General features: G+C 69.2%; 27 protein-coding genes and 2 pseudogenes. 21 read left to right on the top strand and 8 right to left on the bottom strand.

Translation table 11 applies throughout. The annotated features are described in order from the left end of the window. Window positions 1-80: 80 nt before the first annotated feature. The 8 genes from PGN25_05640 (at window position 81) to PGN25_05605 (ending at window position 5,251) form a co-directional block, all read left to right on the top strand. A complete protein-coding gene (locus tag PGN25_05640) occupies window positions 81-290 on the top strand; it encodes a DNA-binding protein (GenBank protein MEH3117092.1) in 210 nt (69 codons plus the stop codon). A 1-nt stretch (window position 291) separates the two neighbouring features. Then, complete coding sequence (locus PGN25_05635; GenBank protein MEH3117091.1) at window positions 292-549, top strand: hypothetical protein; 258 nt, start codon at window positions 292-294, stop codon at window positions 547-549. A gap of 166 nt (window positions 550-715) precedes the next feature. Next, the gene (locus PGN25_05630; protein MEH3117090.1) at window positions 716-2,389 is read left to right on the top strand and encodes a Mu-like prophage major head subunit gpT family protein; all 1,674 of its coding nucleotides are present in this window, start codon (window positions 716-718) and stop codon (window positions 2,387-2,389) included. 30 nt (window positions 2,390-2,419) lie between these two features. Next, window positions 2,420-2,569, top strand: a complete 150-nt coding sequence (locus PGN25_05625) for a hypothetical protein (GenBank protein MEH3117089.1) — start codon at window positions 2,420-2,422, stop codon at window positions 2,567-2,569. Further along, on the top strand, window positions 2,569-2,898 hold the full coding sequence (locus PGN25_05620; protein ID MEH3117088.1) for a hypothetical protein: 330 nt from the start codon (window positions 2,569-2,571) through the stop codon (window positions 2,896-2,898). The genes PGN25_05625 and PGN25_05620 overlap by 1 nt, the downstream gene beginning before the upstream one ends. 70 nt (window positions 2,899-2,968) lie before the next feature. Continuing rightward, window positions 2,969-3,220, top strand: coding sequence for a hypothetical protein (locus PGN25_05615; protein MEH3117087.1), 252 nt, complete (start codon window positions 2,969-2,971; stop codon window positions 3,218-3,220). Next, on the top strand, window positions 3,217-4,461 hold the full coding sequence (locus PGN25_05610; GenBank protein MEH3117086.1) for an AAA family ATPase: 1,245 nt from the start codon (window positions 3,217-3,219) through the stop codon (window positions 4,459-4,461). The genes PGN25_05615 and PGN25_05610 overlap by 4 nt, the downstream gene beginning before the upstream one ends. Window positions 4,462-4,741: 280 nt before the next feature. Beyond that, the gene (locus tag PGN25_05605; GenBank protein MEH3117085.1) at window positions 4,742-5,251 is read left to right on the top strand and encodes a hypothetical protein; all 510 of its coding nucleotides are present in this window, start codon (window positions 4,742-4,744) and stop codon (window positions 5,249-5,251) included. Between the two features lie 136 nt (window positions 5,252-5,387). Here the strand turns inward: PGN25_05605 and PGN25_05600 are convergent, their stop codons facing one another. Continuing rightward, window positions 5,388-5,753, bottom strand: coding sequence for a hypothetical protein (locus PGN25_05600; GenBank protein MEH3117084.1), 366 nt, complete (start codon window positions 5,751-5,753; stop codon window positions 5,388-5,390). Further along, window positions 5,750-6,022 (bottom strand): DUF4926 domain-containing protein, encoded by a 273-nt coding sequence (locus tag PGN25_05595; protein ID MEH3117083.1) that lies wholly within the window; start codon window positions 6,020-6,022, stop codon window positions 5,750-5,752. Before PGN25_05595 ends, PGN25_05600 begins: the two co-directional genes overlap by 4 nt. A gap of 902 nt (window positions 6,023-6,924) precedes the next feature. Here PGN25_05595 and PGN25_05590 point away from each other — a divergent pair. The 13 genes and pseudogenes from PGN25_05590 (at window position 6,925) to PGN25_05530 (ending at window position 13,610) form a co-directional block, all read left to right on the top strand. Continuing rightward, on the top strand, window positions 6,925-7,212 hold the full coding sequence (locus tag PGN25_05590) for a hypothetical protein (GenBank protein ID MEH3117082.1): 288 nt from the start codon (window positions 6,925-6,927) through the stop codon (window positions 7,210-7,212). A gap of 74 nt (window positions 7,213-7,286) precedes the next feature. Next, window positions 7,287-7,655, top strand: a complete 369-nt coding sequence (locus PGN25_05585; protein MEH3117081.1) for a hypothetical protein — start codon at window positions 7,287-7,289, stop codon at window positions 7,653-7,655. Beyond that, on the top strand, window positions 7,652-8,029 hold the full coding sequence (locus tag PGN25_05580) for a hypothetical protein (protein ID MEH3117080.1): 378 nt from the start codon (window positions 7,652-7,654) through the stop codon (window positions 8,027-8,029). Before PGN25_05585 ends, PGN25_05580 begins: the two co-directional genes overlap by 4 nt. Further along, complete coding sequence (locus PGN25_05575) at window positions 8,026-8,358, top strand: hypothetical protein (GenBank protein MEH3117079.1); 333 nt, start codon at window positions 8,026-8,028, stop codon at window positions 8,356-8,358. Before PGN25_05580 ends, PGN25_05575 begins: the two co-directional genes overlap by 4 nt. Then, window positions 8,349-8,519 (top strand): hypothetical protein, encoded by a 171-nt coding sequence (locus tag PGN25_05570; protein ID MEH3117078.1) that lies wholly within the window; start codon window positions 8,349-8,351, stop codon window positions 8,517-8,519. The genes PGN25_05575 and PGN25_05570 overlap by 10 nt, the downstream gene beginning before the upstream one ends. A 107-nt stretch (window positions 8,520-8,626) precedes the next feature. Further along, complete coding sequence (locus PGN25_05565; GenBank protein ID MEH3117077.1) at window positions 8,627-9,226, top strand: phage P22, antirepressor protein; 600 nt, start codon at window positions 8,627-8,629, stop codon at window positions 9,224-9,226. A 69-nt stretch (window positions 9,227-9,295) separates the two neighbouring features. Continuing rightward, entirely contained in the window at window positions 9,296-10,510 is a 1,215-nt protein-coding gene (locus PGN25_05560) for a site-specific integrase (protein MEH3117076.1), read from the top strand. 14 nt (window positions 10,511-10,524) lie between these two features. Next, window positions 10,525-11,361 (top strand): annotated as a pseudogene (locus PGN25_05555) (phage portal protein). A gap of 29 nt (window positions 11,362-11,390) precedes the next feature. After that, window positions 11,391-11,900 carry a hypothetical protein gene (locus tag PGN25_05550; GenBank protein ID MEH3117075.1) on the top strand — a complete coding sequence of 170 codons (510 nt, stop codon included), beginning with the start codon at window positions 11,391-11,393 and terminating at the stop codon, window positions 11,898-11,900. A gap of 115 nt (window positions 11,901-12,015) precedes the next feature. Beyond that, on the top strand, window positions 12,016-12,312 hold the full coding sequence (locus tag PGN25_05545) for a hypothetical protein (GenBank protein MEH3117074.1): 297 nt from the start codon (window positions 12,016-12,018) through the stop codon (window positions 12,310-12,312). Continuing rightward, window positions 12,312-12,623 (top strand): hypothetical protein, encoded by a 312-nt coding sequence (locus tag PGN25_05540; GenBank protein MEH3117073.1) that lies wholly within the window; start codon window positions 12,312-12,314, stop codon window positions 12,621-12,623. Before PGN25_05545 ends, PGN25_05540 begins: the two co-directional genes overlap by 1 nt. Window positions 12,624-12,891: 268 nt before the next feature. Next, entirely contained in the window at window positions 12,892-13,083 is a 192-nt protein-coding gene (locus PGN25_05535; protein ID MEH3117072.1) for a hypothetical protein, read from the top strand. A gap of 350 nt (window positions 13,084-13,433) precedes the next feature. Further along, on the top strand, window positions 13,434-13,610 hold the full coding sequence (locus tag PGN25_05530; GenBank protein ID MEH3117071.1) for an ATP-dependent Clp protease proteolytic subunit: 177 nt from the start codon (window positions 13,434-13,436) through the stop codon (window positions 13,608-13,610). On the opposite strand, the pseudogene PGN25_05525 reads toward PGN25_05530, so the two are convergent. From PGN25_05525 to PGN25_05500, 6 genes and pseudogenes are all read right to left on the bottom strand, one after another. Next, window positions 13,576-13,713: pseudogene (locus PGN25_05525) on the bottom strand (IS481 family transposase). The gene PGN25_05530 and the pseudogene PGN25_05525 overlap by 35 nt on opposite strands. Before the next feature lie 36 nt (window positions 13,714-13,749). Then, on the bottom strand, window positions 13,750-14,133 hold the full coding sequence (locus PGN25_05520) for a class I SAM-dependent methyltransferase (protein ID MEH3117070.1): 384 nt from the start codon (window positions 14,131-14,133) through the stop codon (window positions 13,750-13,752). Next, complete coding sequence (locus tag PGN25_05515) at window positions 14,133-14,810, bottom strand: VOC family protein (protein ID MEH3117069.1); 678 nt, start codon at window positions 14,808-14,810, stop codon at window positions 14,133-14,135. Before PGN25_05515 ends, PGN25_05520 begins: the two co-directional genes overlap by 1 nt. After that, entirely contained in the window at window positions 14,807-16,192 is a 1,386-nt protein-coding gene (locus PGN25_05510) for a fumarylacetoacetate hydrolase family protein (protein MEH3117068.1), read from the bottom strand. The genes PGN25_05515 and PGN25_05510 overlap by 4 nt, the downstream gene beginning before the upstream one ends. 4 nt (window positions 16,193-16,196) lie before the next feature. Continuing rightward, the gene (locus PGN25_05505; GenBank protein MEH3117067.1) at window positions 16,197-18,149 is read right to left on the bottom strand and encodes an acyl-CoA synthetase; all 1,953 of its coding nucleotides are present in this window, start codon (window positions 18,147-18,149) and stop codon (window positions 16,197-16,199) included. Beyond that, window positions 18,146-18,757 carry a helix-turn-helix domain containing protein gene (locus PGN25_05500; protein MEH3117066.1) on the bottom strand — a complete coding sequence of 204 codons (612 nt, stop codon included), beginning with the start codon at window positions 18,755-18,757 and terminating at the stop codon, window positions 18,146-18,148. Before PGN25_05500 ends, PGN25_05505 begins: the two co-directional genes overlap by 4 nt. Window positions 18,758-18,839: the final 82 nt, after the last annotated feature.

Raw genomic sequence — 18,839 nt, 5'->3', positions numbered from 1 at the left:
CCATTGATTTTACACAGACCGACAAAGCGGACCGGCGCGCGCATGCAACATGGCTGCAACATGAGCGACAGGGAAAACCAGTGAGCGACACAACGACAACCGACCTTCTGAACGGCGTCGAAGCCATCGCGAAGTATCTCCGGATGACGCCGAGGCAGGTGCGGCACCGCGCCCTGACAGGTGAAATTCCGACCTTCAAGATCGGGCGTACCGTCTGCGCGCGCGAGTCCTCGTTGACTTCGTGGCTCGCTGCCGCCGAGGCCGCCGCGATCCATCGCCCGGCGGCCTGACGTGTCCGGCCTCGCGTCGGTGGACCAGTGGGGCCCCTTCGCCCCCGGCCTCGCCGAGACCGAACGCGTCGCCCGGCTCCGCGGCTTGCGGGCTATCCTTCGGCTGTGCTGCGGGGATCGAGGCCGAGCGGCGGAAGCGGAACTCCGCGCGGCCGAAGGCGACGCCGGCCGGGCCGGTGACGCGCTGGCCGCCCTGATGCGCCTCGAACCACTCGACCGCCGCCGCGTCTTGGCGAGCTACGCCGCGCTCGCGCGCTGATCGGCAGCGAAGGAAGAGCTTCGGCCACCTTGCACCCCTTTTGTTGATCCCTGCTTTTATTTGCAGGTCTTGATCGACATGAACAATGCATCCGCGATGCATTCTCCGCAATATCAATTGCTGGAGAGGTGTTTGCAGCATTCGCTCGCCAGGAGGCGAAAGTAACATGCCCCCCGACCTTGTGACCCGCCGCGCCAGCGTCTCGGCCGGCTCATACGACCCCGAGACGCGAACCTTCACCGCCGTCGCCGCGACCGGCACGCCGGTCTCTCGCCCCGACTATTTCGAGGGCGGCACCTACGACGAATGCCTCTCCATCTCGGCCCAGGCGATCCGGCTCGCCCGCTTCGCCTCCGGCCGCGCCCCGATCCTCAACGCGCACCGGTCCGGCACGCTCGCCGACCAGATCGGCGTGGTGACCGGAGCCAGGATCGAGGGCGGCGAGCTCATCGTCACCGGCCAGTTCTCCGAGCGCGCCGAGGTCGCGTCGATCGGCGCCGACCTCGCGGCCGGCGTCATCCGCAACGTCTCCGTGGGCTACCGCGCCTACGCCTCCGACGAGAAGACCCCGGCGAAGGGCCGCCGGACCGTCACCCACGTGGATTGGGAGCCCTACGAGCTGAGCCTCGTCCCCATGCCCGCCGATCCCAACGCCTTCATCCGCTCCGCAGGAGGACACATGGAACCCGAGAACGACGACATCCAGACCCGCAGCGCCCCGCAGGACCCGCCCGCGAACCGCCCGGCGCTCGACGTGCAGACCCGCGCCGAGCGGCTCCGCGTCGGCACCATCACGGACATCGCCACGCGCGGCCGGCTCGGACCGGCCGTGCTTCAGGCGGCCATCGACGGCGGCACGAGCGTCGAGGACTTCCGGGCCCAGGCATTGGACGCGATGGCCCGCCGCGCCGAGGGCACCCCGACCGGCGCCACGGCCCGCAGCCACTTCCAGAACGAGAGCCTGGACAACCCCGACTTCATGGCCCGGTCCATCGAGGGCGCCCTGTTCTCCCGCATGAGCGGGGCGGCGCCCGAGGGCGCGGCCCGCGAGTTCATGGGCAAGCGCCTGCTCGACATCGGCGCTGACCTGCTCCGCGCGCGCGGGGAGCGTGTGGACCTCGCCCGGCCCGACCGCATCGCCACCGGCATGATGGAGCGCGGCGGGATGCACGGCACGGGCGACTTCCCGCTGATGCTCGGCAACGTCATGAACCGGCGCCTGCTCGACCTGTTCAAGGCCGCGGAGGGCGGCGCCGCCCGCATCGCTGCACCGGGCACGGCGAAGGACTTCCGGCCGCAGAACGAGGGCCGGCTGTCGTCTTTCCCCGAACTGGAAAAGGTGAACGAGCACGGCGAGATCAAGTTCGGCACGCTGGACGAGAGCGGCGAGTCCATCGCCATCGCCAGCTACGGCAAGGGCATCGGCGTCACGTTCCAGGTCCTGGTCAACGACGATCTGGGCGCGGTGGACCGCTCCATCCGCGACATCGGCTTCGCGACCGGCGAGTTGAAGTCCAAGCTCATCCTCGCGGCGCTCGCGGCCAAGCTGTCGGACGGCAAGACCGTCTTCCATGCCGACCACGGCAATCTCGGGCTCACCGGCCCGATCTCCATCGATGCGGCCGGCGCCGGCCGCCTCGCCATGCGCAACCAGACCGCCCTGGACAAGCGGACGAAGCTCGGCATCTCGCCGAAATTCATCCTCGTCCCGAACGAGTTGGAGACCGCAGCGGACCGGCTCGTCGCGCCGATCTCCCCGACGCGGGGCGAGGACACCAACCCGTTCGCCGGCAAGCTGGAGGTGCTGGTGGAGCCCCGGCTGTCGGAGGTAGCGCCCTGATATCTGTTCGCCGACCCGGCGCTCTACCCCGTGATCCGCTTCCTCACGCTTCAGGGCTTCGAGGGGCCGCGCCTCGAGGTGGAGCAGGAATTCAGGAAGATCGGGACGAGCTACCGCGTCACCTGGCACTGCGGTGCCGGCGCGGTGGACTATCGCGGCGCCTGGAAGAGCCCCGGCTGATGGCCGCGCCAGAGCAGGAGGCGTCGCGGGATCGCGGCGCCTCCCCCGATCTCGGCGAGGCCCGGCCGCCGCGCCCGCCGCGAGGCGGGCCGGATGCCCGGCCGTTCTTCGCGCGCGTGCTGGGCGGCGGGCCGGGCTCGCCCCCGGTGATCGAAGTCGGGATAGAGCTGTGCCCCGGCCAGCCGGGCGGCAACGTCCCGACCATGCGCCTGCGCATCCCCTACCGGCAGGCCGTGCGCCTCCAAGCCCAGCTCGGCGCCGCCATCGGCAACGCCCAGGCGTGGGGCCGCGTGCCTCCCGGCGAGCCCGAGCGCAGCGACGAAGCCTGACGCCCTCGCCAGAGGGAAGCCGGGCCGGGGATGCCCCGGCCCGCACCGCCTTTCTCCGGGGAACCGCGACATGAACGTGCCACCGGCCAGCGGATCGCCCGACGATTTCCGCTCCTTCATTGCCGAGACAGCCGAGCGAGCCGCAGCCTACGCCGAGCACGTCGCGAGCTACGCTCAACTCGGCGACGACACCGGCTTGCACCGCGCCGTGCGGATGATGACGGTTTGCGCGGTGAAGGCCGCCGAGACGTTGCCGATGCTCGCCGAGGCTGCGCGGCAAGATGCGGCCATGCGCGCCGCGGCGCGGGCGCTCGCCGAATGACGCTCGCCGAGCAAGACCGGCCCGGACGCTGGCCCGACGACGGCGAGGGCGAGGGCGAGGGCGAGCCCACGGCGACGCGCCAGCCGATTCGCCTGCGATGGCATCGCGACGCGGACCCCAGCGCCGATCGCGCGTGGCTGGTGCGAGACCTGATCTTCGAGACCGGCAAGGGGCTCCTCTCCGGCCAGTGGGGCGCAGGCAAGACCTTCGGCGCCCTCGACCTCGCTGCCTCCGTCGTCACCGGCCAGCCCTTCGCCGGACGGCGCGTGATGCGGCGGGGTGGCATCCTCTTCGTCGCCCCCGAGGGCGCATTCGAGATCCCCATTCGCCTGCGCGGCATCGTCGCCGGCAAGGTGGCGCCCGGCGGCGTGCCGATCGCACCTGAGGAAGGCCCCGCGGTTGATCCGGCGGACCTCCCCTTCGCCTGGATCGAGGAGTGCCCGCGGCTGGTGGAGTCCGGCGCCGTCGAAGTGCTCGCCGCCGTCGCGGAGCAGGCCGCCGCCGACATGCGCGACCTCTACGGCCTGCCGCTCGCCCTCATCGTCATCGACACCATCGCGGCGGGCGCGGGCTTTGATGACGAGAACAGCGCGGCCGAGACGCAGAAGGCCATGAACGCGCTTGAGACCTTGAGCCATCGCACGGGCGCCTTCGTCCTGGGCGTGGATCATTTCGGCAAGGCGGCGGACACTGGCACACGCGGCTCCTCTGCGAAGGAGGCCGCCGCCGACGTAGTGCTCGCCATGCTTGCCGATCGTGATGCGGCCGGCGCCATCAGCAACACCCGCATGGCGCTGCGCAAGCTCCGGGGCGGGCGGATCGGTATGCAGACGCCCTACAGCCTCGACGTGGTGGAGATCGGAGAGGACCGCTACGGTGACCCGATCACGACGTGCGTGGTCCGGTGGGAAACGGACCGTGAGGCGCAGCCCGCTGCCCTGAAGCGCCAGGGCTGGCCCGCCTCGCTCCGCGTCTTCCGGCAAGTGCTGTTCGACGGCCTGGAAGCCGACGGCATTCGGGCGTGGCCGTTCGGCACCGAGGGCGCCGAGGTGCGCGCCGTTCGGCTCGCCAGCGTGCGGACCCGGTTCGCGGACCTCTATCCCGCCGAGGGCGAGGACGAGGCCAAGCGCGCCGACGCCAAGCGTAAGGCGTTCGTCCGCGCCGTCACGGCTCGAGACCTCATCGGCTCCGTCGAGCTTCACGGCCTGGATCACATCTGGCTCAAGCCGGACGCGGACTGAGCGGACATCCGGGACCGGACAGACAGGACACTCCTAGTGTCCTTGTCCTGTCCGTCCGGCGGCGGACGGGTGGACGACCCGGACAGGTGTCCGGTTTGTCCGGTTTGTCCGGGTGGACGAGCAAGGCCGGAGAGGGGCCGAGGTCGAATGTTGCATTCAGGCAACGAATGGAACCCGGCGGGTCCTTCCCCGGGGGGAGGCCCGGTGCGGGCGGGAGACCCCGGGTTTCGAGCATTTTTCGGTTTTTCAAAACCTCATTTCGTTTCGCTTTGGAGGCATCATGCCGAACCCCCTGGATGACATCACGCTCTCACTGGAAGAGGCCGCCGCAGCGTTCATGCTGTCACCGCGGCGCCTTCAGCAACTGACCAAGGGCGGGCACGCGCCGAAGCCGGAACGGGGCCGCTACCCGGCCCTGCCGCTGCTCCATGGCTACCTTCAGTTCATGCGGGCTGAAGAGCGTAGCGCCACACGCAGCGCCGACGATGAACTCAAGCGGCTCCGCATCCAGCGAGAGCGCCGGAAGAACGACGTGGAGGTACGCAAGCTCCTTCCGCTAGAAGATGCCGAGTTTCTTATCTCAGAACTCGTCGGCCTCATCCGCCTCGAATTCAACAACGTCCCAGCGCGCTTCTCGCGGGAACTTGATGTGCGCGATAAGCTCCAGGAGAAGATCGATGACGCCTTCCACGCAGTGGCCAACGGCATCGAAAAATGCGGCGCGGCTCTACGAGCGGATGGCGGAAGCGATCCGTCCGAAGCCGCGCCCGACGACGAAGACGACGACTGAGCCGGCCGCCCCGCCGCCGGAGCGGGGCAGTCCGGCATCCTGAAGCACATGCCTTGAAATGCACCGCCCCGCCCGGCCTCGGCTGGGCGGGGCTTTTCGCGTTTCGGGATCAACCGGCAGGACGTGCCGGTTGCGGCTACACGCCGAGCCGCAGCCTTGGCAGCGGCTTGAGGGTGATGAACCGTGCGGCGTGAAGCCCCGGCTCGCTGTCCATCTGCCAGACGGTGCGGACGTTGGCGAGGCGCCCGCCGGGGCACAGCAGCAGCCCTTCGAAGTGGTAGCGGAGGCCGAACGGCACCGGCACGGCCCGCGTCAACCGCTCGGGAGCCGGATGCTGCGCGAGTGCCGCCATCAGCGTCACCGGGTCGGACACGCTGAAGCCGACGCTGAGCAGGAAGGCGCATTTCGGCCCGCCCTCCCGATGGTGCGGATCGAGCAGGTACTTGCGCACCTTGTCGTCATCGATTCGGAACTGCGCCGGGTAGCTGATGAAGCCGGTCAATCGGCGGCGCGCTCGACAAGCCGCAGCGCGTCCGGCCGAATCGCGGCCAGGGTCTCGACGGGGCGCATGAACTCGACCTCGAACGCCGCGCCGTTGCCCCATATCGCGACGACGGTGCCCTCACTCCCGGCCGGAACGCGCTCGCCGTCCTCGCCCTCGATCTCCTCCGTCACACGCACGCGATCAAGCTCGCGGAACTCCGCAAGCGTCGGGCCGCGCTGAGCGGATTGGCGATCATCGCGCCAGAGGGTGAGGAGCCGGTCGGCCATGCCGGATGATATGCGGCGCGCGGGCCGGATTGCAAACGGCGCTGCGCCCCACCTTGCCCCACCTGCAAGTCGAGGTGGGGCGCGTGTAAGTGTCTGATTTTATTGTTGTTGCCCCACCTGCCCCACCTGCCCCACCTTTTTCGAGGGTTAGAGTAATTTCGAAGCACATGCGGGGCGCGCCGAGACCGCGCGGATTTTTCCATACGCGCGCGAAAGGTGGGGCAGGTGGGGCGCGCCCTTTGAAATCAGGGACTTACCGGCGCCCCACCTTCGAACCGAGGTGGGGCAGGTGGGGCGCGGCCGATTTCATTGGGGGGGATTGGGGGGGATTTTTGAACTGCTAGACGCATCACCCGAACGATCGCGCATGCGCTTGAAACATCCCCCCAATCCCCCCAAATCCGGGGCAAGGTGGGCACGGCGGCGGCCCGAGGCGGTGATGATAGCGCAGGCCGGGCGATGCGTCAGCATCGACAGCGCATGTGCGACCGAATTGACCAGAACAGGACGGAAACGCAAAAACCCCGAACACCTTGCCGGGCGCGGGGTTCGCGTGTCATGATTTCTGTGGAGCCTCGAAACTCCCGTGACGGTCCCTTGCCGGGGATAGCGTCACAGCCACAGACGGAAGCCCAACACCTTGCCGGGTGATCGGCCCCGTAATGAGCGTGCTCACCTCCCGGTGAGCGCGACCGGCTCACTATGCCGGGAGTGCCGTAGCACCGTCAAGCGGCAACGCAGGGCGGCGATACAACAACCTTCGGGTGAAGGCTGCGGCGCACGTTCTCTGTGGCGTGTTTCGAGACTCCCGGTGCCAGCGCCGTCCGCTGGCATGGCTGAAGGCCCCTCGAAAGGCTGACGGCCCCGGCCCTCGAAAGCCGGTTCGAACACAGAGAACCGAAATGCGACCCCACAAACTGTTGCCGCCCGCGCGCCTCGTCGCGCCCGGCGGGCCTGTATCCGCCGCGATCCGCGCCATGCGCGCCGACGAGCCGGCCAGCGACTACACGCGCCTCCTCGAACTGCGGAAGGCCATCTCCGACCGGATCGAGGCGGATCTCGCCTTGCTCGACGCGATCGACGGCGATCCCGATTTCGAGGACGGCGGCGACGCCGAGCCGGCGATGGCCGCGCTCGTCGGCGGCGAGTCGCAGTCCCGCTGGGCCGGGATCGAGGGAGGCGCGGCATGACCCGGCCCACACTCGACGGCAGCGTCTTCGCGCGCATCCTCCGCGGCCCGATCGAGCCGCCGATGCATCCGACCATGCCGACGCCGCTCCTGCAATGCGGGAGCGATGCCGGCGCGGATGACGCCGAGGTGCGGGAGATGGCTGGCATGGGCTTCGAGCCCATCGACGTGCTCAACCTCGTGCCGGCCGACACTGATTGGGCCGGGCGGAAAAGCCCGCTGGTGTCTCTCCGCATCGCGGCTGGAATACTTCGGCTCGGAAAGCCGGACCTCGTAGAGGCAGTCGCCGGCCTTGATGATGGAACCCTCCGCGACATTGCGGAGGCGATGGCCAGCACCGGCGACACGTTGCGCGCCTACTCCGACTTGGCGCATCTCGCGCTGGATCGGCTGGCCGTTGCCATTGCGTCGCACGCCGTCGCCAACGCGGAGGCGGGCCGATGACCATCCCCGCCTCCCGCCGCGGCTTCCTCCGCGGCCTCACCACGCTTCCGCTCATCGGCGGCGGCGTGGCCCTCATCGGCGCGCCGTCCGCTGTGGCAGCACCCGTCACCCCCGACCTGCTTGCCGCCTATGACACGTGGCTGTTCTACGAGCGGCGGTTCCTGCGCTACGAGCGGTTCAACACCTCAACTGGCGCCGACCTCGGGTGCGATGACCGCTTCCTGCTCACGGATCGCCTCACTGGCCAGCGATGCGATCAGGTCTCCCTCTTGGGGCCGGCCGGAAGCTTCCACGACATCCACACCAACCCCTCGACCCGCGCCGCCCTCGTCCTGAGCGCGGTCGGCTGCGACTGGCGGGAGGGCGGCCGATGAAGCCGACCCTCATCACCGAGAACGGCAAGGCCGTCACGAAGCGGTCGAGGCTGTCGAAGGTGCGGCGGGCGGCGGCCCGGCCGGACATGGAGATTGCCCGGCTCCGGCGTTGCATCACCAGCATTCGGGCCGAGGCGGAGAAGGCAGACGATCGAGCACGACAGATCGAGGCGTTGTTGCAGTCGCTCATGCGGGTGACACACCAGGGCGACCCGACGCTGACCCGCGCCATGGTGCGGGAGGTCTGTATCGAAGTGCCCGCCGCGATGCGCACCGCCCTGTTGGTCCGCTACTGCGAGATGGCCGAGGAGGGCACGCTATGCGCGTGATCTTCGGACTCCTCGCCTTGGCGCATCTGCGGTGGGCCGCCTGGGAAGTCGCGCGCAGCGACTTCTACCAGCGCGAGGCGGACGCGGCTCTCGACCGGGCGCACGCCCACCGGGAGCACTCGACCGCCGCCGCCACGCGCGCGGGCTTCGCCGCCACCTGACACCCGGCCCGGCCGCCCCGTGCGGTCAGAGCGCTACGGCCCGGCCGAGCCTCACGACCGCCGCCCGCGCAATCCCGTGCGGGCGGCCCATTTCGTGAGGTGCATCCATGACCAAGCTCGTCACCGTCGAGTTCCACGACGACACCCTGTTTGCGGCCGAACGGCCGGACGGGATCTTCGTCGCCCCCAAGCCCATCTGCGACGCGCTCGGCATCGAGTGGCGCAAGCAGCATGAGCGGATGAAGCGCGACCCGGTGCTGTCGGAAGGTATCACCATGATGGTGATGCCTTCGCCCGGCGGTCCGCAAGAGACGACCATCCTCCGGCTTCAGCTTCTCCCTGGCTGGCTGTTCGGGATCGACGAGTCCCGCGTGAAGCCGGAGGCCCGCGACCGGGTGCTCGCCTACAAGCGCGAGTGCTTCGAGGTGCTGTTCCGGCACTTCTACGGCGCCCCCACCGCCGAGGGGCCGACCATGATGGGCGGCCCCCTGCCGAACGCCGCGCGGGAGGAGCCTGTCCGCGTCCGCCGGCAGCTTGTGACCGAGGCGCGGCACGTCTTCGGCGAGCGCGCCGCCGGGCGCCTCTGGTTCGCGCTCGGCCTGCCGATCGTGCCCGAGATGCACGCCCCGCCGCCGCAGGGCGATTTCGGCTTCACCTACACCGCGATCCCGACCCCGCCCCGCCCGCCGGGCTCCGGCCCCGCCTGACCCACCGTCCCGGCCGGGATCGTCTCGGCCGGGTGTGCTATCCTATCGACAGGAAGAGGAACCTAACTCATGGCGAGCGTGCGCAAGAGAGAATGGACGCGGGACGGCAAAAAGAAGAGCGCTTGGGTCGTTGACTTTAAGGACGAGCGGGGGAAGCGCGCACTCAAGACCTTCACCATGAAGAAGGCGGCCGACGCATTCCTTCAGAAGACGCAGCAGCAAATCGAAGTTGGCACGTTCGTCGCGGATGGCAACTCCGTCATCTTCGAGGCTGCGACCGCTGACTGGCTGGAGCACTGCCGCAAGCGAGCCGAGCGGATGGCGGGACTCTCACGCTCTGGCGTCGAAATGTACGACATCGCAATCCGGCGCGCTTTGCCGCACATCGGGCAAAAGCTCATCACCAAAGTCAGGCTCGCCGATATCCAGGCGGTGACCGACGCGCTGTGCACCGCCGGCTTGTCGGGCGCGAGCGTGCGCCACACGATCCGCACTACCCGGATGGTGTTCGATTTTGCAATCGAGCGCCAATGGCTCAGGCTCAATCCAATTGATACGAAGAAGCTTGTGCTGCCACCGGCACGCAAGATCGTCCACATCCCGTCGAAGGACGAGCTGCGCCACCTGCTACAGGTCGCCTGCAAACGGGCACCGCACGAGAAGGAAGCGGCCCGACGCATTCGGGTCGCCATCGCGACGCTCGCACTCTTCGGCGGATTGCGGCGCGGTGAGATCGCAGGACTGAAGCGGGGTGACGTCGATTTCGAGCGTGGCACAATGCGCATCCGCCGCAGCGTCTCCCGCCTCGACGGGATCAAGAGTACGAAAACGGCCGCGGGCGTACGCGAGGTGCCCCTTGTTCTGCCAATTGCCGAGGCGCTGCGCGGCTTGCCCAGCTACGTCCAGCACGAGCGCACCCCAGACGCCTTCGTGATCCGCACGGGCACCGGCCTTGGGCTTCAGGGGTGCTCGGTATACTCCGACTATTGGCATCCGCTGATCTTGCGTGCCGGTCTCGTGAAACCGGACGGCAAGCCGCTCTACCGGCTGCACGATCTCCGGCACACAGCGGCAAGTCTGCTGATTGACCAAGGCCTTTCGCCGCTGCACATCAAGACCATGATGGGGCACGCGTCGGTGACCACAACGCTCGATGTCTACGGGCACCTTTTCCCCGCAGACGGAGCCATCAAAAAGGCAGCCGACGAAGTTGCGGCGTCGCTCCTTGCGACACAGACGCGACATGAACAGAGCACCCCCCAAATAGCACTTATCAGGCAGTAACTTACGGTCGTTCTATCAAGCTGCAGGTGCTGGAAGGCGACCACTGCGACCATCTGAAGACGGACGCCACCAACCGCATCCGTCAGGGCATCCAGTTCAACGCGATCGGCGCGCGCACCGGCTACTGGATGCGTCGCGAGCACCCCGGTGACGGCATCATCACCGACACCGGCTTCGAGGAAACCCTCGTGCCGGCCGGCGACATCTGCCACCTCTACCGGCCCCGCCGGCCCGGCCAGGACCGGGGCGAGCCATGGCTCGCGCGGGCGATGCGCACCCTCTACGACCTCGACCAGTATTTCGACGCCGAACTGGTGCGGAAGAAGAACGCCGCCCGCCTCGTCGCCTTCATCAAGAAGAAGCTCGACGACGAGGGCGACGACGAACCCGGCGGCGGGCCGATGGGCTCCGACCCGGCCGACGACGAGGGCGTGGCCGTCGTCGAGATGGAGCCCGGCACGGTGCAGGTGCTCGCCGACGGCGAAGACGTCGAGATGTGCGCGCCCACCGACGTCGGGGCGAACTTCGAGCCGTTCGTGCGCGAGGCCAAGCGCAGCGTCGCGGCGGCGGTGGGGCTGCTCTACGAGGAACTGAGCGGCGACTACAACCAGATGGACGACCGCACGCTGCGCGCCGCCCTCAACGGCTTCCGCCGCTCCGTCGAGCGCTGGCAGCACCACCTCGTCGTGTTCCAGTTCTGCCGGCCGGTTTGGCGCCGCTGGATCGACCTCGCCCTGCTCTCCGGCGCGCTGAAACTGCCCACCGGCATGACCCGGCAGCAGGCCTACGCGGTCGAGTGGGTGCCGCAGGCCTGGGCCTACATCCACCCGGTGCAGGACGTCGAAGGCAAGATGAAGCCGCCCCCCCCGAAGGAGCCGCAATGACCAGCGCCCTGCGCGCCCTGACGGCCGAGCCGTGGGCGATCCGTCCCGACTACCTGCACTTCATGGCCTCGCTCGCGAGCCTCGACCGCGACGGCCGCGCCGATCGCCGCTCCGCCGAGGGCGAGGACTGGTTCCGGCTCGACCTCGCCGCTGCGGCGGGCCCGACCGCACAGCGCCTGGAGGGCGCGCGCTACGCCATGCTCACCCGCGAGGGCATGGCGATCGTCCCGGTGGTCGGCCCGATCTTCCCGCGCGCCAACCTGATGACCGAGATGTCCGGCACCGGTCGCTTCGACAAGACCGGGATCGCCGTGCGGGAGGCGGCGACGCTGACCGACCTGCCGGCGGCCGTGGTGACGTTCGAGGGGCCGGTGAGGGGGCGACACGAGCACGAGGGCGGCGATCTCGTGGTGGGTTGGACCGTCCCGGGCACCTACACCGTGACGGTGGAGGCGTTCCCCTATCTGCCGGCCGCGTTCACCCTGACCGTGGGAGCTCTCTCGTGATCCTGTTCGGTCCCGATCGGCACGGCATCGCCGGGCTTCAAACCTCCGTCAACGCGGTGGCGGAGGCGCTCAGGGAACTGATCCGGGGGCGTGCATGACCGGATGGAGGCGCCTCATGTCGTGGCTGTTGCCGCACGCCGACCCCACCGCCGCGCAGCGCCGGCTCGACGCCGCGGTGAGCGGCGCCCTCGACGCGAGCGAGGAGACCGCGCGGGCCGCGCGCGACCTGCGTGTCTCGGCCGACCGGACACGGGAATCCGCCCGCCGGATCGAGGAGGGCTCCCGCCGCCGCATCCAGGCGCAGGAGACCCGCCGCCAAGCCCGGGCGGCCACGGCCGCGGAAGACCGCATGATGGACTATTTCGAGCGTCTGCGCGCCGAGACCGGCCGGGCCAGGAGGGGCAGTACCTGATGCGTCGCGTGTTCGAATTCCGGGCGGCGTGGGCCCTCGTCTCGGTCGTCCTGGGCTACACGGCCCTGGTGCTGACGACGCCTTACCATGCCCGCGGGACGGGCCTGCGGGGCGTGTTCCTCGTGCTGTCGTTCTGGGGCATGGTCGCGTACTGGCGTCCGGCCCGGCGGGCGATCCTCTCGCGCGGCTGGCCGCCGGGCGAACTGCTCTACGCGCTGATGGTGTGGCTGGGCTGCGCGTCCTACGTCCTCAACATGGCCGTGGCGACGCTGTGGCGGCTCCGGTGCCTGGGGGCTCGCCTCCGAGGCTGAGCCGCGGAACCTCACGGACCTTCGCGCGCGGCGACCGGCCGCGACCGTCGGCATCAACGTCTTCGACTTCCACGATCTCGGCTTCGACCTCGCGGAATGGAAAGCGGAAGAGGTTGCCCGTCGCCGCGCCGCATGGCTGGCCGAGCAAGGTCGGCAGGCTGCCTGACCCGAGATCGTCGGAGGGTGTCCTTCCCCTTCGGCGAGGCGCCTGCGGCCTGGATCTGGGTATGGCCGGGCCGCGGCCGCCCCCTTTCATAGCGAGGCTTCGATGACGATCCGAAACGACGCTGAACACCGTCAGGCCCTCGCCCGCCTCGACGAGATGACGGAAGTGGTGCGTACCCGCTCCTTCAGCGACGCCGAGAGCGCCGAGTTCGATGCGCTCGTTGGTGCGATCCAGGCCTACAAGGCCGCACGCTTCGCCCTCGGGCATGCGAGCGCGGAAGGCGACCGGTCATGAGCAGCGCCTACCGCGCCCTTCTGGCCGAGCCCTGGGCGATCCGGCCCGACTACCTCCACGTCCTGGCGAGCATCGTGACCCTGGACCGCGGGGAGCGCTCCGATCGGCGTGCAGCCGAGGGGGAGGCGTGGTTCAAGCGCGACCTTGATGCGACCATCGGCGGCCCCGCCCGTCGCCTCGACGGCGCCCGCTATGCCGTGACGACCGCCGACGGCGTTGCCATCGTGCCGATCGTCGGCCCGATCTTCCCGCGCGCCAACCTCATCACCGAGTTCTCTTGTGGCGTCTCCGCGGCCATGCTCGCCAACGACCTCCGGCTCGCCTTGGCCGACCCGAACGTCGGTGCGGTGATGCTGCTGGTGGATTCACCCGGCGGCTCGCCGACCGGCATCAACGCGCTCGCAGACCAGATCTACGCGATGCGGGGACGGAAACGCGTGCTCGCCCATGTCTCGGGCTACGCGGCATCCGCCGCCTACTGGATCGCATCGGCCGCTGCCGCCACTTGGCGACCGTCTTCCGGTTGATCCCGTAGCGCTTCGAGAGCGCCCTCAGGCTCGCTTGACTATGCTGGATCGCTCGACGGACTGCCTCCGTCGTGGTGGCGCTGCCGTGAAGAACTTGGCCCATAGCGCGTCCCTCCACTCCAACGTGAAGAGTGCACCATCAAACCCTGGGATCAAACATCAGGCGATGGCGTGCGACGCGCTGCGGGACGCGGCGGACATGGGCCTCCATCCTGTGCGAGAGGCCCCGCGCCGCGATCGCTCGCTTCATGGCATCGACGAATACTTGGGTGGCGTCGAGGCCGAAGAGGCGGGAGACCGGCAGCGCATCCGCCAGCGCGAAGGTCGAGCGTCCGGTGCCGCAGCCGAAATCGACCTCGTCGGTCGATCGGGAAGATCGCGTGCGATCATGTCGAGAGCGGCGATCATGTCGGCGTCCGTCCCGGGTCCCTGCAGAGGGAGCCTGGAAAAGAAGTCGAACATCGGGTCTGATTGCGTATGCTGTCGAAGGGGTCGCCCAGCAGGCCGCCGCCGTTCCTGCCATCAAGTACGCTCTTCGCCCTTCCGATCCCCAGAACGCGAGCAATAGTTCTCGATCGTGTCCATCGCGCCGCAGAACTCGACGTTGTTCCAGTCCGGATCGTAGAGGTAGCAGGCGACATTGCCGCCGGTCTCGCCGTCGCCGAGCGGCGGCTCGTTGTCGTGGCGCACGGGGCCGTAATTCAGTTCCTGGCCGGCCTTCACGCGCTCCTGCGCGAACGCGAGAACGTCGGCCGTCCCGTTGCCGGCGAGTTCGAAGGCGGTGTGGAAGAAGCTCATCGCGGTGGGCGTCGAGACGCGTCCCTGCGGGTCGGCCTCCTCCAGGAGCACGAGGCATTCGGCGTGGTCGCGGGCGCTCATGTAGCAGGCGCGCACCGTCCAGCCGGCCTTCAGCGGATGCGGCTCGGGCTCGCAGGTGCGGCTGTGGACGAGGCCGGCCGTGCGCTCGTACCAGGCGCGGGAGCGATCGATGCTGCGCACGTAGATCGCGAGCTGCCCGAGCCGTTCGACGCGCGACGGCGCGAAGACGCCATAGTCCTTCGCCTTGTTGGAGAAGCGTCGTCCGGTCAGAGTCGGCCAGAGGAGGATGGCCTCGCGCACCCACCGCCTCTTCAGGAGCGGCGACAGGCGCTGCGCGATGCGCGGCAGGACGTTGGCGGGCGGGGCGGAGCGGGCGGTCATGCGGCCTCCCGTAGGATCTCGACCGCGTGGCCGTCGGGGTCCATCACGCTAAAGGCGGCGTCGGCCGAACGGGCGGAGGCGAGAAGTCGTCCCTCCCGCATCGCAAGGCCCATTCCGGCCGCCCGTTCCCGGATAGCGGAGTAGGCCGCGGCGTCGCGGGCGACCACCGAGAAGGACAGCATCGAGCCGTTGTCCGGAGTCAGCCGGTGATGCTTCACGAGACAGATGTCGTGGTGGTAGTGGCCGAAGGAGAAGAAGTGCATCTGCTGATGGGACAGACGCATGGCCGCGCTGCTGTCCGGGTGGTTCAGGGCCGAGAACTGGACGTCGAGAAGGTCGAGGTAGAAGGCCTTCGATCGTTCCAGGTCGGTGACGTAGAAGACGTGGTGCTGCAGCTTCGAGGCCACGATCCGGTCGACCGGCGGGTTCGCCTCGGCAATCGTCACGCGCTGCTCGCCGAGATCGACGCGCCCGTCCGGGCTGCGGATCGAGGCCGTGACGACGTCGCCGGGCCGCAGATAGCCGGGACGCCGGGCCTGCCCGTCGCGGAACATCCGCCAGAGCGTCTTCTCCGGCAGGACGAGCTGCAGGAGCTTGCGCAGGAAGGGCGGCGGCACGCGGAGCGCGCAGCCGCTCGGCGTGCCGGTCAGGAGAAGGTCGCCCGGTGCGATGTCGGAGAAGGTCGAGAGTTCGGTGATCGTCTCCGCCGGCTTGAAGACGAGGTTCGCCGTCGTGTCGTGCTGGCGGAGCGCGCCGTTGACCTTCAGTTCGAGGTCGAGACGGTTCAGGATATCGATCTCGCCGGGTTCGAGAACGGTCAGGTGCGGACCGACCGGGCAGAAGCCGCGATAGCTCTTGCCCTTGAAGAACTGCGTCTCCGGGATCTGGATGTCGCGTGCGGACACGTCGTTGGCGACCGCGATCGCGAAGACGTAGTCGGCGAGTTTCTCCGCGGTCACCGTCACGGGTTCCCGGATCGCCTTGCCGAAGACGATGGCGAGCTCGATCTCGTAGTCCAGCGCGCGCACGTGCGCAGGGCGGCGGACCGTACCGAACGGGTCGTTCAGCGTGCAGTCCGACTTCTCGAAGAACATGTTGAAGGTCTTCTCGTCCGGGTCCATCCCGGACTCGATCATGTGCTGGCGGTAGTTGGCGCCCTGGCACAGGATGCGGGCCGGCGCGGTGACCGGCGAGAGGGTCTCGACGGCGTCGCACGAGAGGAGCGCGGGCCGCGCCACCGCCGCGCGGATGTCTTCGCGACCCTCTCGCGCAAGATCGCCTGTGGTGGCGTAGCGCCCGTCCAGAGGCACGATGCCGTCGGCGCGCACGACACCCCAGTGCACGTCCGGACCATGGCGGTAGCGCAGGACATTGATGGCCATGGCGTCACCTGCCTTCTGCGGGTTGGAGGTCGACGGCGAACGAATAGCGCCCGAGAGCGGCCTTCAACCTCGCGGGGTCGCCGATGGCCGAGACGCGCGCGACCATGCCGCGGCGGCGGTCCATCTCGACCGCGACGGCGGCCAACTCGACCGAGTTCGCCGCCGCCTCGGCCCGCACGACCCGTTCGATCTCGGCCATCACCAGGGCCGGCTTGAAGATCTTGCCCACCGGCGTCAGCGGCATGGCGGGCACGACGAGCACCTCGCGCGGGTGCGCCGCTCGCTCGGAGATGCGGGATGCCGCATGCGCCAGCAGGCCGGCGGGATTGGCTGCGGCGCCCGGACGCAACTGGACGACAAGGACCGGCACCTCGCCTGCGTGCGCGTCGGGCCGGCCGACGGCGGCCGCGAGCGCGACGGCGGGATGGTCCTGTACGGCATCCTCGATCACGCGCGGATCGATGTTGTGGCCGCCGCGGATGATGAGTTCCTTCCGGCGGCCGGTCAGCCAGAAATAGCCGTCGCCATCCTGCCGCCCGAGATCGCCGGTGTTCAGCCAGCGCTCGCCCTCGATCTCGATCCAGAGACCGGCGTCGTGGGCCTTCTCGACATAGCCGGCGAAGACGTTCGGGCCGCGGACGGCGATCGTGCCGGGCTCCTCGGGCGCCGCGAAGCCTGCGAAGGCGCCCTCGGCGTCGAGCCGGACGACGCGCATCTCCTGATAGGGAAGGCGAAGCCCGATCGAGCCGATGCGGGACTCGCCTTCCGGCGGGTTGGTGGAGGAGACGCACGCCGCTTCGGTGAGGCCGTAGGCCTCCACGATCCGGATGCCCGTCTCCCGCTCGAACCGGCGGAACAGTTCCACCGGCATCGGCGCCGCGCCGCAGAAGCCGAAGCGCAGGCTCGAGATGTCGGCCCCTTCCACCGGCTGGTTCAGGAGGGCCGAATAGACGGTGGGCACGCCGGAGAAGGAGTAGACGCGGTAGCGCTCCACGATCCGCCAGAAGCGGGCAAAGACGTTCTTGCCCCGATAGCCTTGCGGCGTCGCCATCACCACCGCCGCGCCTCGCGACCAGGGCAGAAGGCCCGTCACGAGCTGCCCGTTCACGTGGAAGAGCGGCAGGCCGCAGAGCACCGAGAGGCCGGGGCCGAGAAGCTCGCCGGCGAAGACGCTGGCGGCCCAGGCGTCGTAGACCTCCGACCCGTGGGTGCGTCGGGCGATCTTCGGCAGGCCCGTCGTTCCGCCGGTGCAGAAGTACGAGCTGACATCGCCCGATGCCGGCGCGGCGAAGGACAGGCGGTCGGCCAGCGCGCCGGCGACCTCCCGGGCAAGCGGGCGCACGTCCAGCCTCCCCGCCCGGAGCCGGCGCAGACGCGAGATGAGGCGGAACGCCACGCCCTTGACCCCTTTGAGGTACGGACCGACGCTCACCGTTAGGACGCCTTGCAGCGAGGGAGCGTCCGCCGCCGCAGCGCTCGCCTTCTGCCAGATGTCGGTTCCGGGCGCCGGCTCCAGCGTCACCAGCCATTTCGCGCCGGCGGCGACGAGCAGCTCGCGCATCTGCGCGGCTTCGAGCAGCGGGTTGATGGCCAGCACGATCCCCGCCGCCTCGCCGCCCCAGATGATGTCGTGGGTCTCGGGGAGGTTCGGCAGGATGTAGGCCACGACGTCGGTGCGCCCGATCCCCAGCCGGCGCAGCGCGTTGGCCGTGCGGGTGATCCGCGACATCAGCTCGCGATGCGTGAGCACGAACGGGCTGCGGTACTCGTCGGCCGACAGGAAGAACGACAGCGCCGGCGCGTCGGGGGCGATGGCCGCGCCGCGTTTCAGCATCTCGTAGGTCGAGGAGGGAAGCCGGCGCGCCGCAAGCGGGACCTCCTCGAAGCGCTTGATGTCGGCGAGGGTGCGAAGCGCCGGCACGCCGGCCGCCGCCGGAGCCGCGCTGCCGCCCGTCACAGCCCCAACTCCGGCAGGTCGCGCCGTGCGATCTCGCGCGCCTCCCGGGCATCGAGCCCGAGCGAGCGCAAGACGAACTCCGACAGGTCGGCCGCGGCCTTGCGCCAGGGCACCATGCCGTCCTGCATCAGGGCGATATGCGACAGGACCGAGCCGCCGATCATGGCGAGGGCGGCGGGCACCTGGTCGGCGCCGATCGTGAACCGCCTTGTCTCGATTCCCTCCATCACGTCGCGCGCCGGCTGCCCGAGGAGCATCGGGCGCAGGGCCTCTGTGGTCAGGGCGAAGCGGACGAGGAAGCCTCCCCAGGCCGGCTCCTTGTGGGCGCGTCGCAGGAAATGCCCGATTCCGGCCGAAAGGCGGGCGGCGGGGTCCTCGACCGGGCGGTTCGCGAAAGCGATGCTCTGCTGGAGTTCCGTCGCGAGCTGACGTGCCACCATCTGGAAGATGGCGCCGGGCTCTGGACAATTGTTGTAGATCGTCGCCCGCGTCACGCTGGCGGCTCGCGCCAGTTCGCTGACCGACGCCTGTTCCGATCCCCGCTCGGCGAACACGCGCAACGCGGCATCCGCGATCTTGCGCGGCAGGACATGCGGCATCTCGACCATGGCCGCACTCCTCAGTCGTTGACCGAATTAGACATTGATGTATAAATAGACCCGATCATGATCAGGGTCAACAGGGATCGGA

The organism is Methylorubrum populi, from assembly GCA_036946625.1.
GTDB lineage: Bacteria > Pseudomonadota > Alphaproteobacteria > Rhizobiales > Beijerinckiaceae > Methylobacterium > Methylobacterium populi_C.
This window is presented reverse-complemented; position numbering and strand designations above follow the sequence as displayed.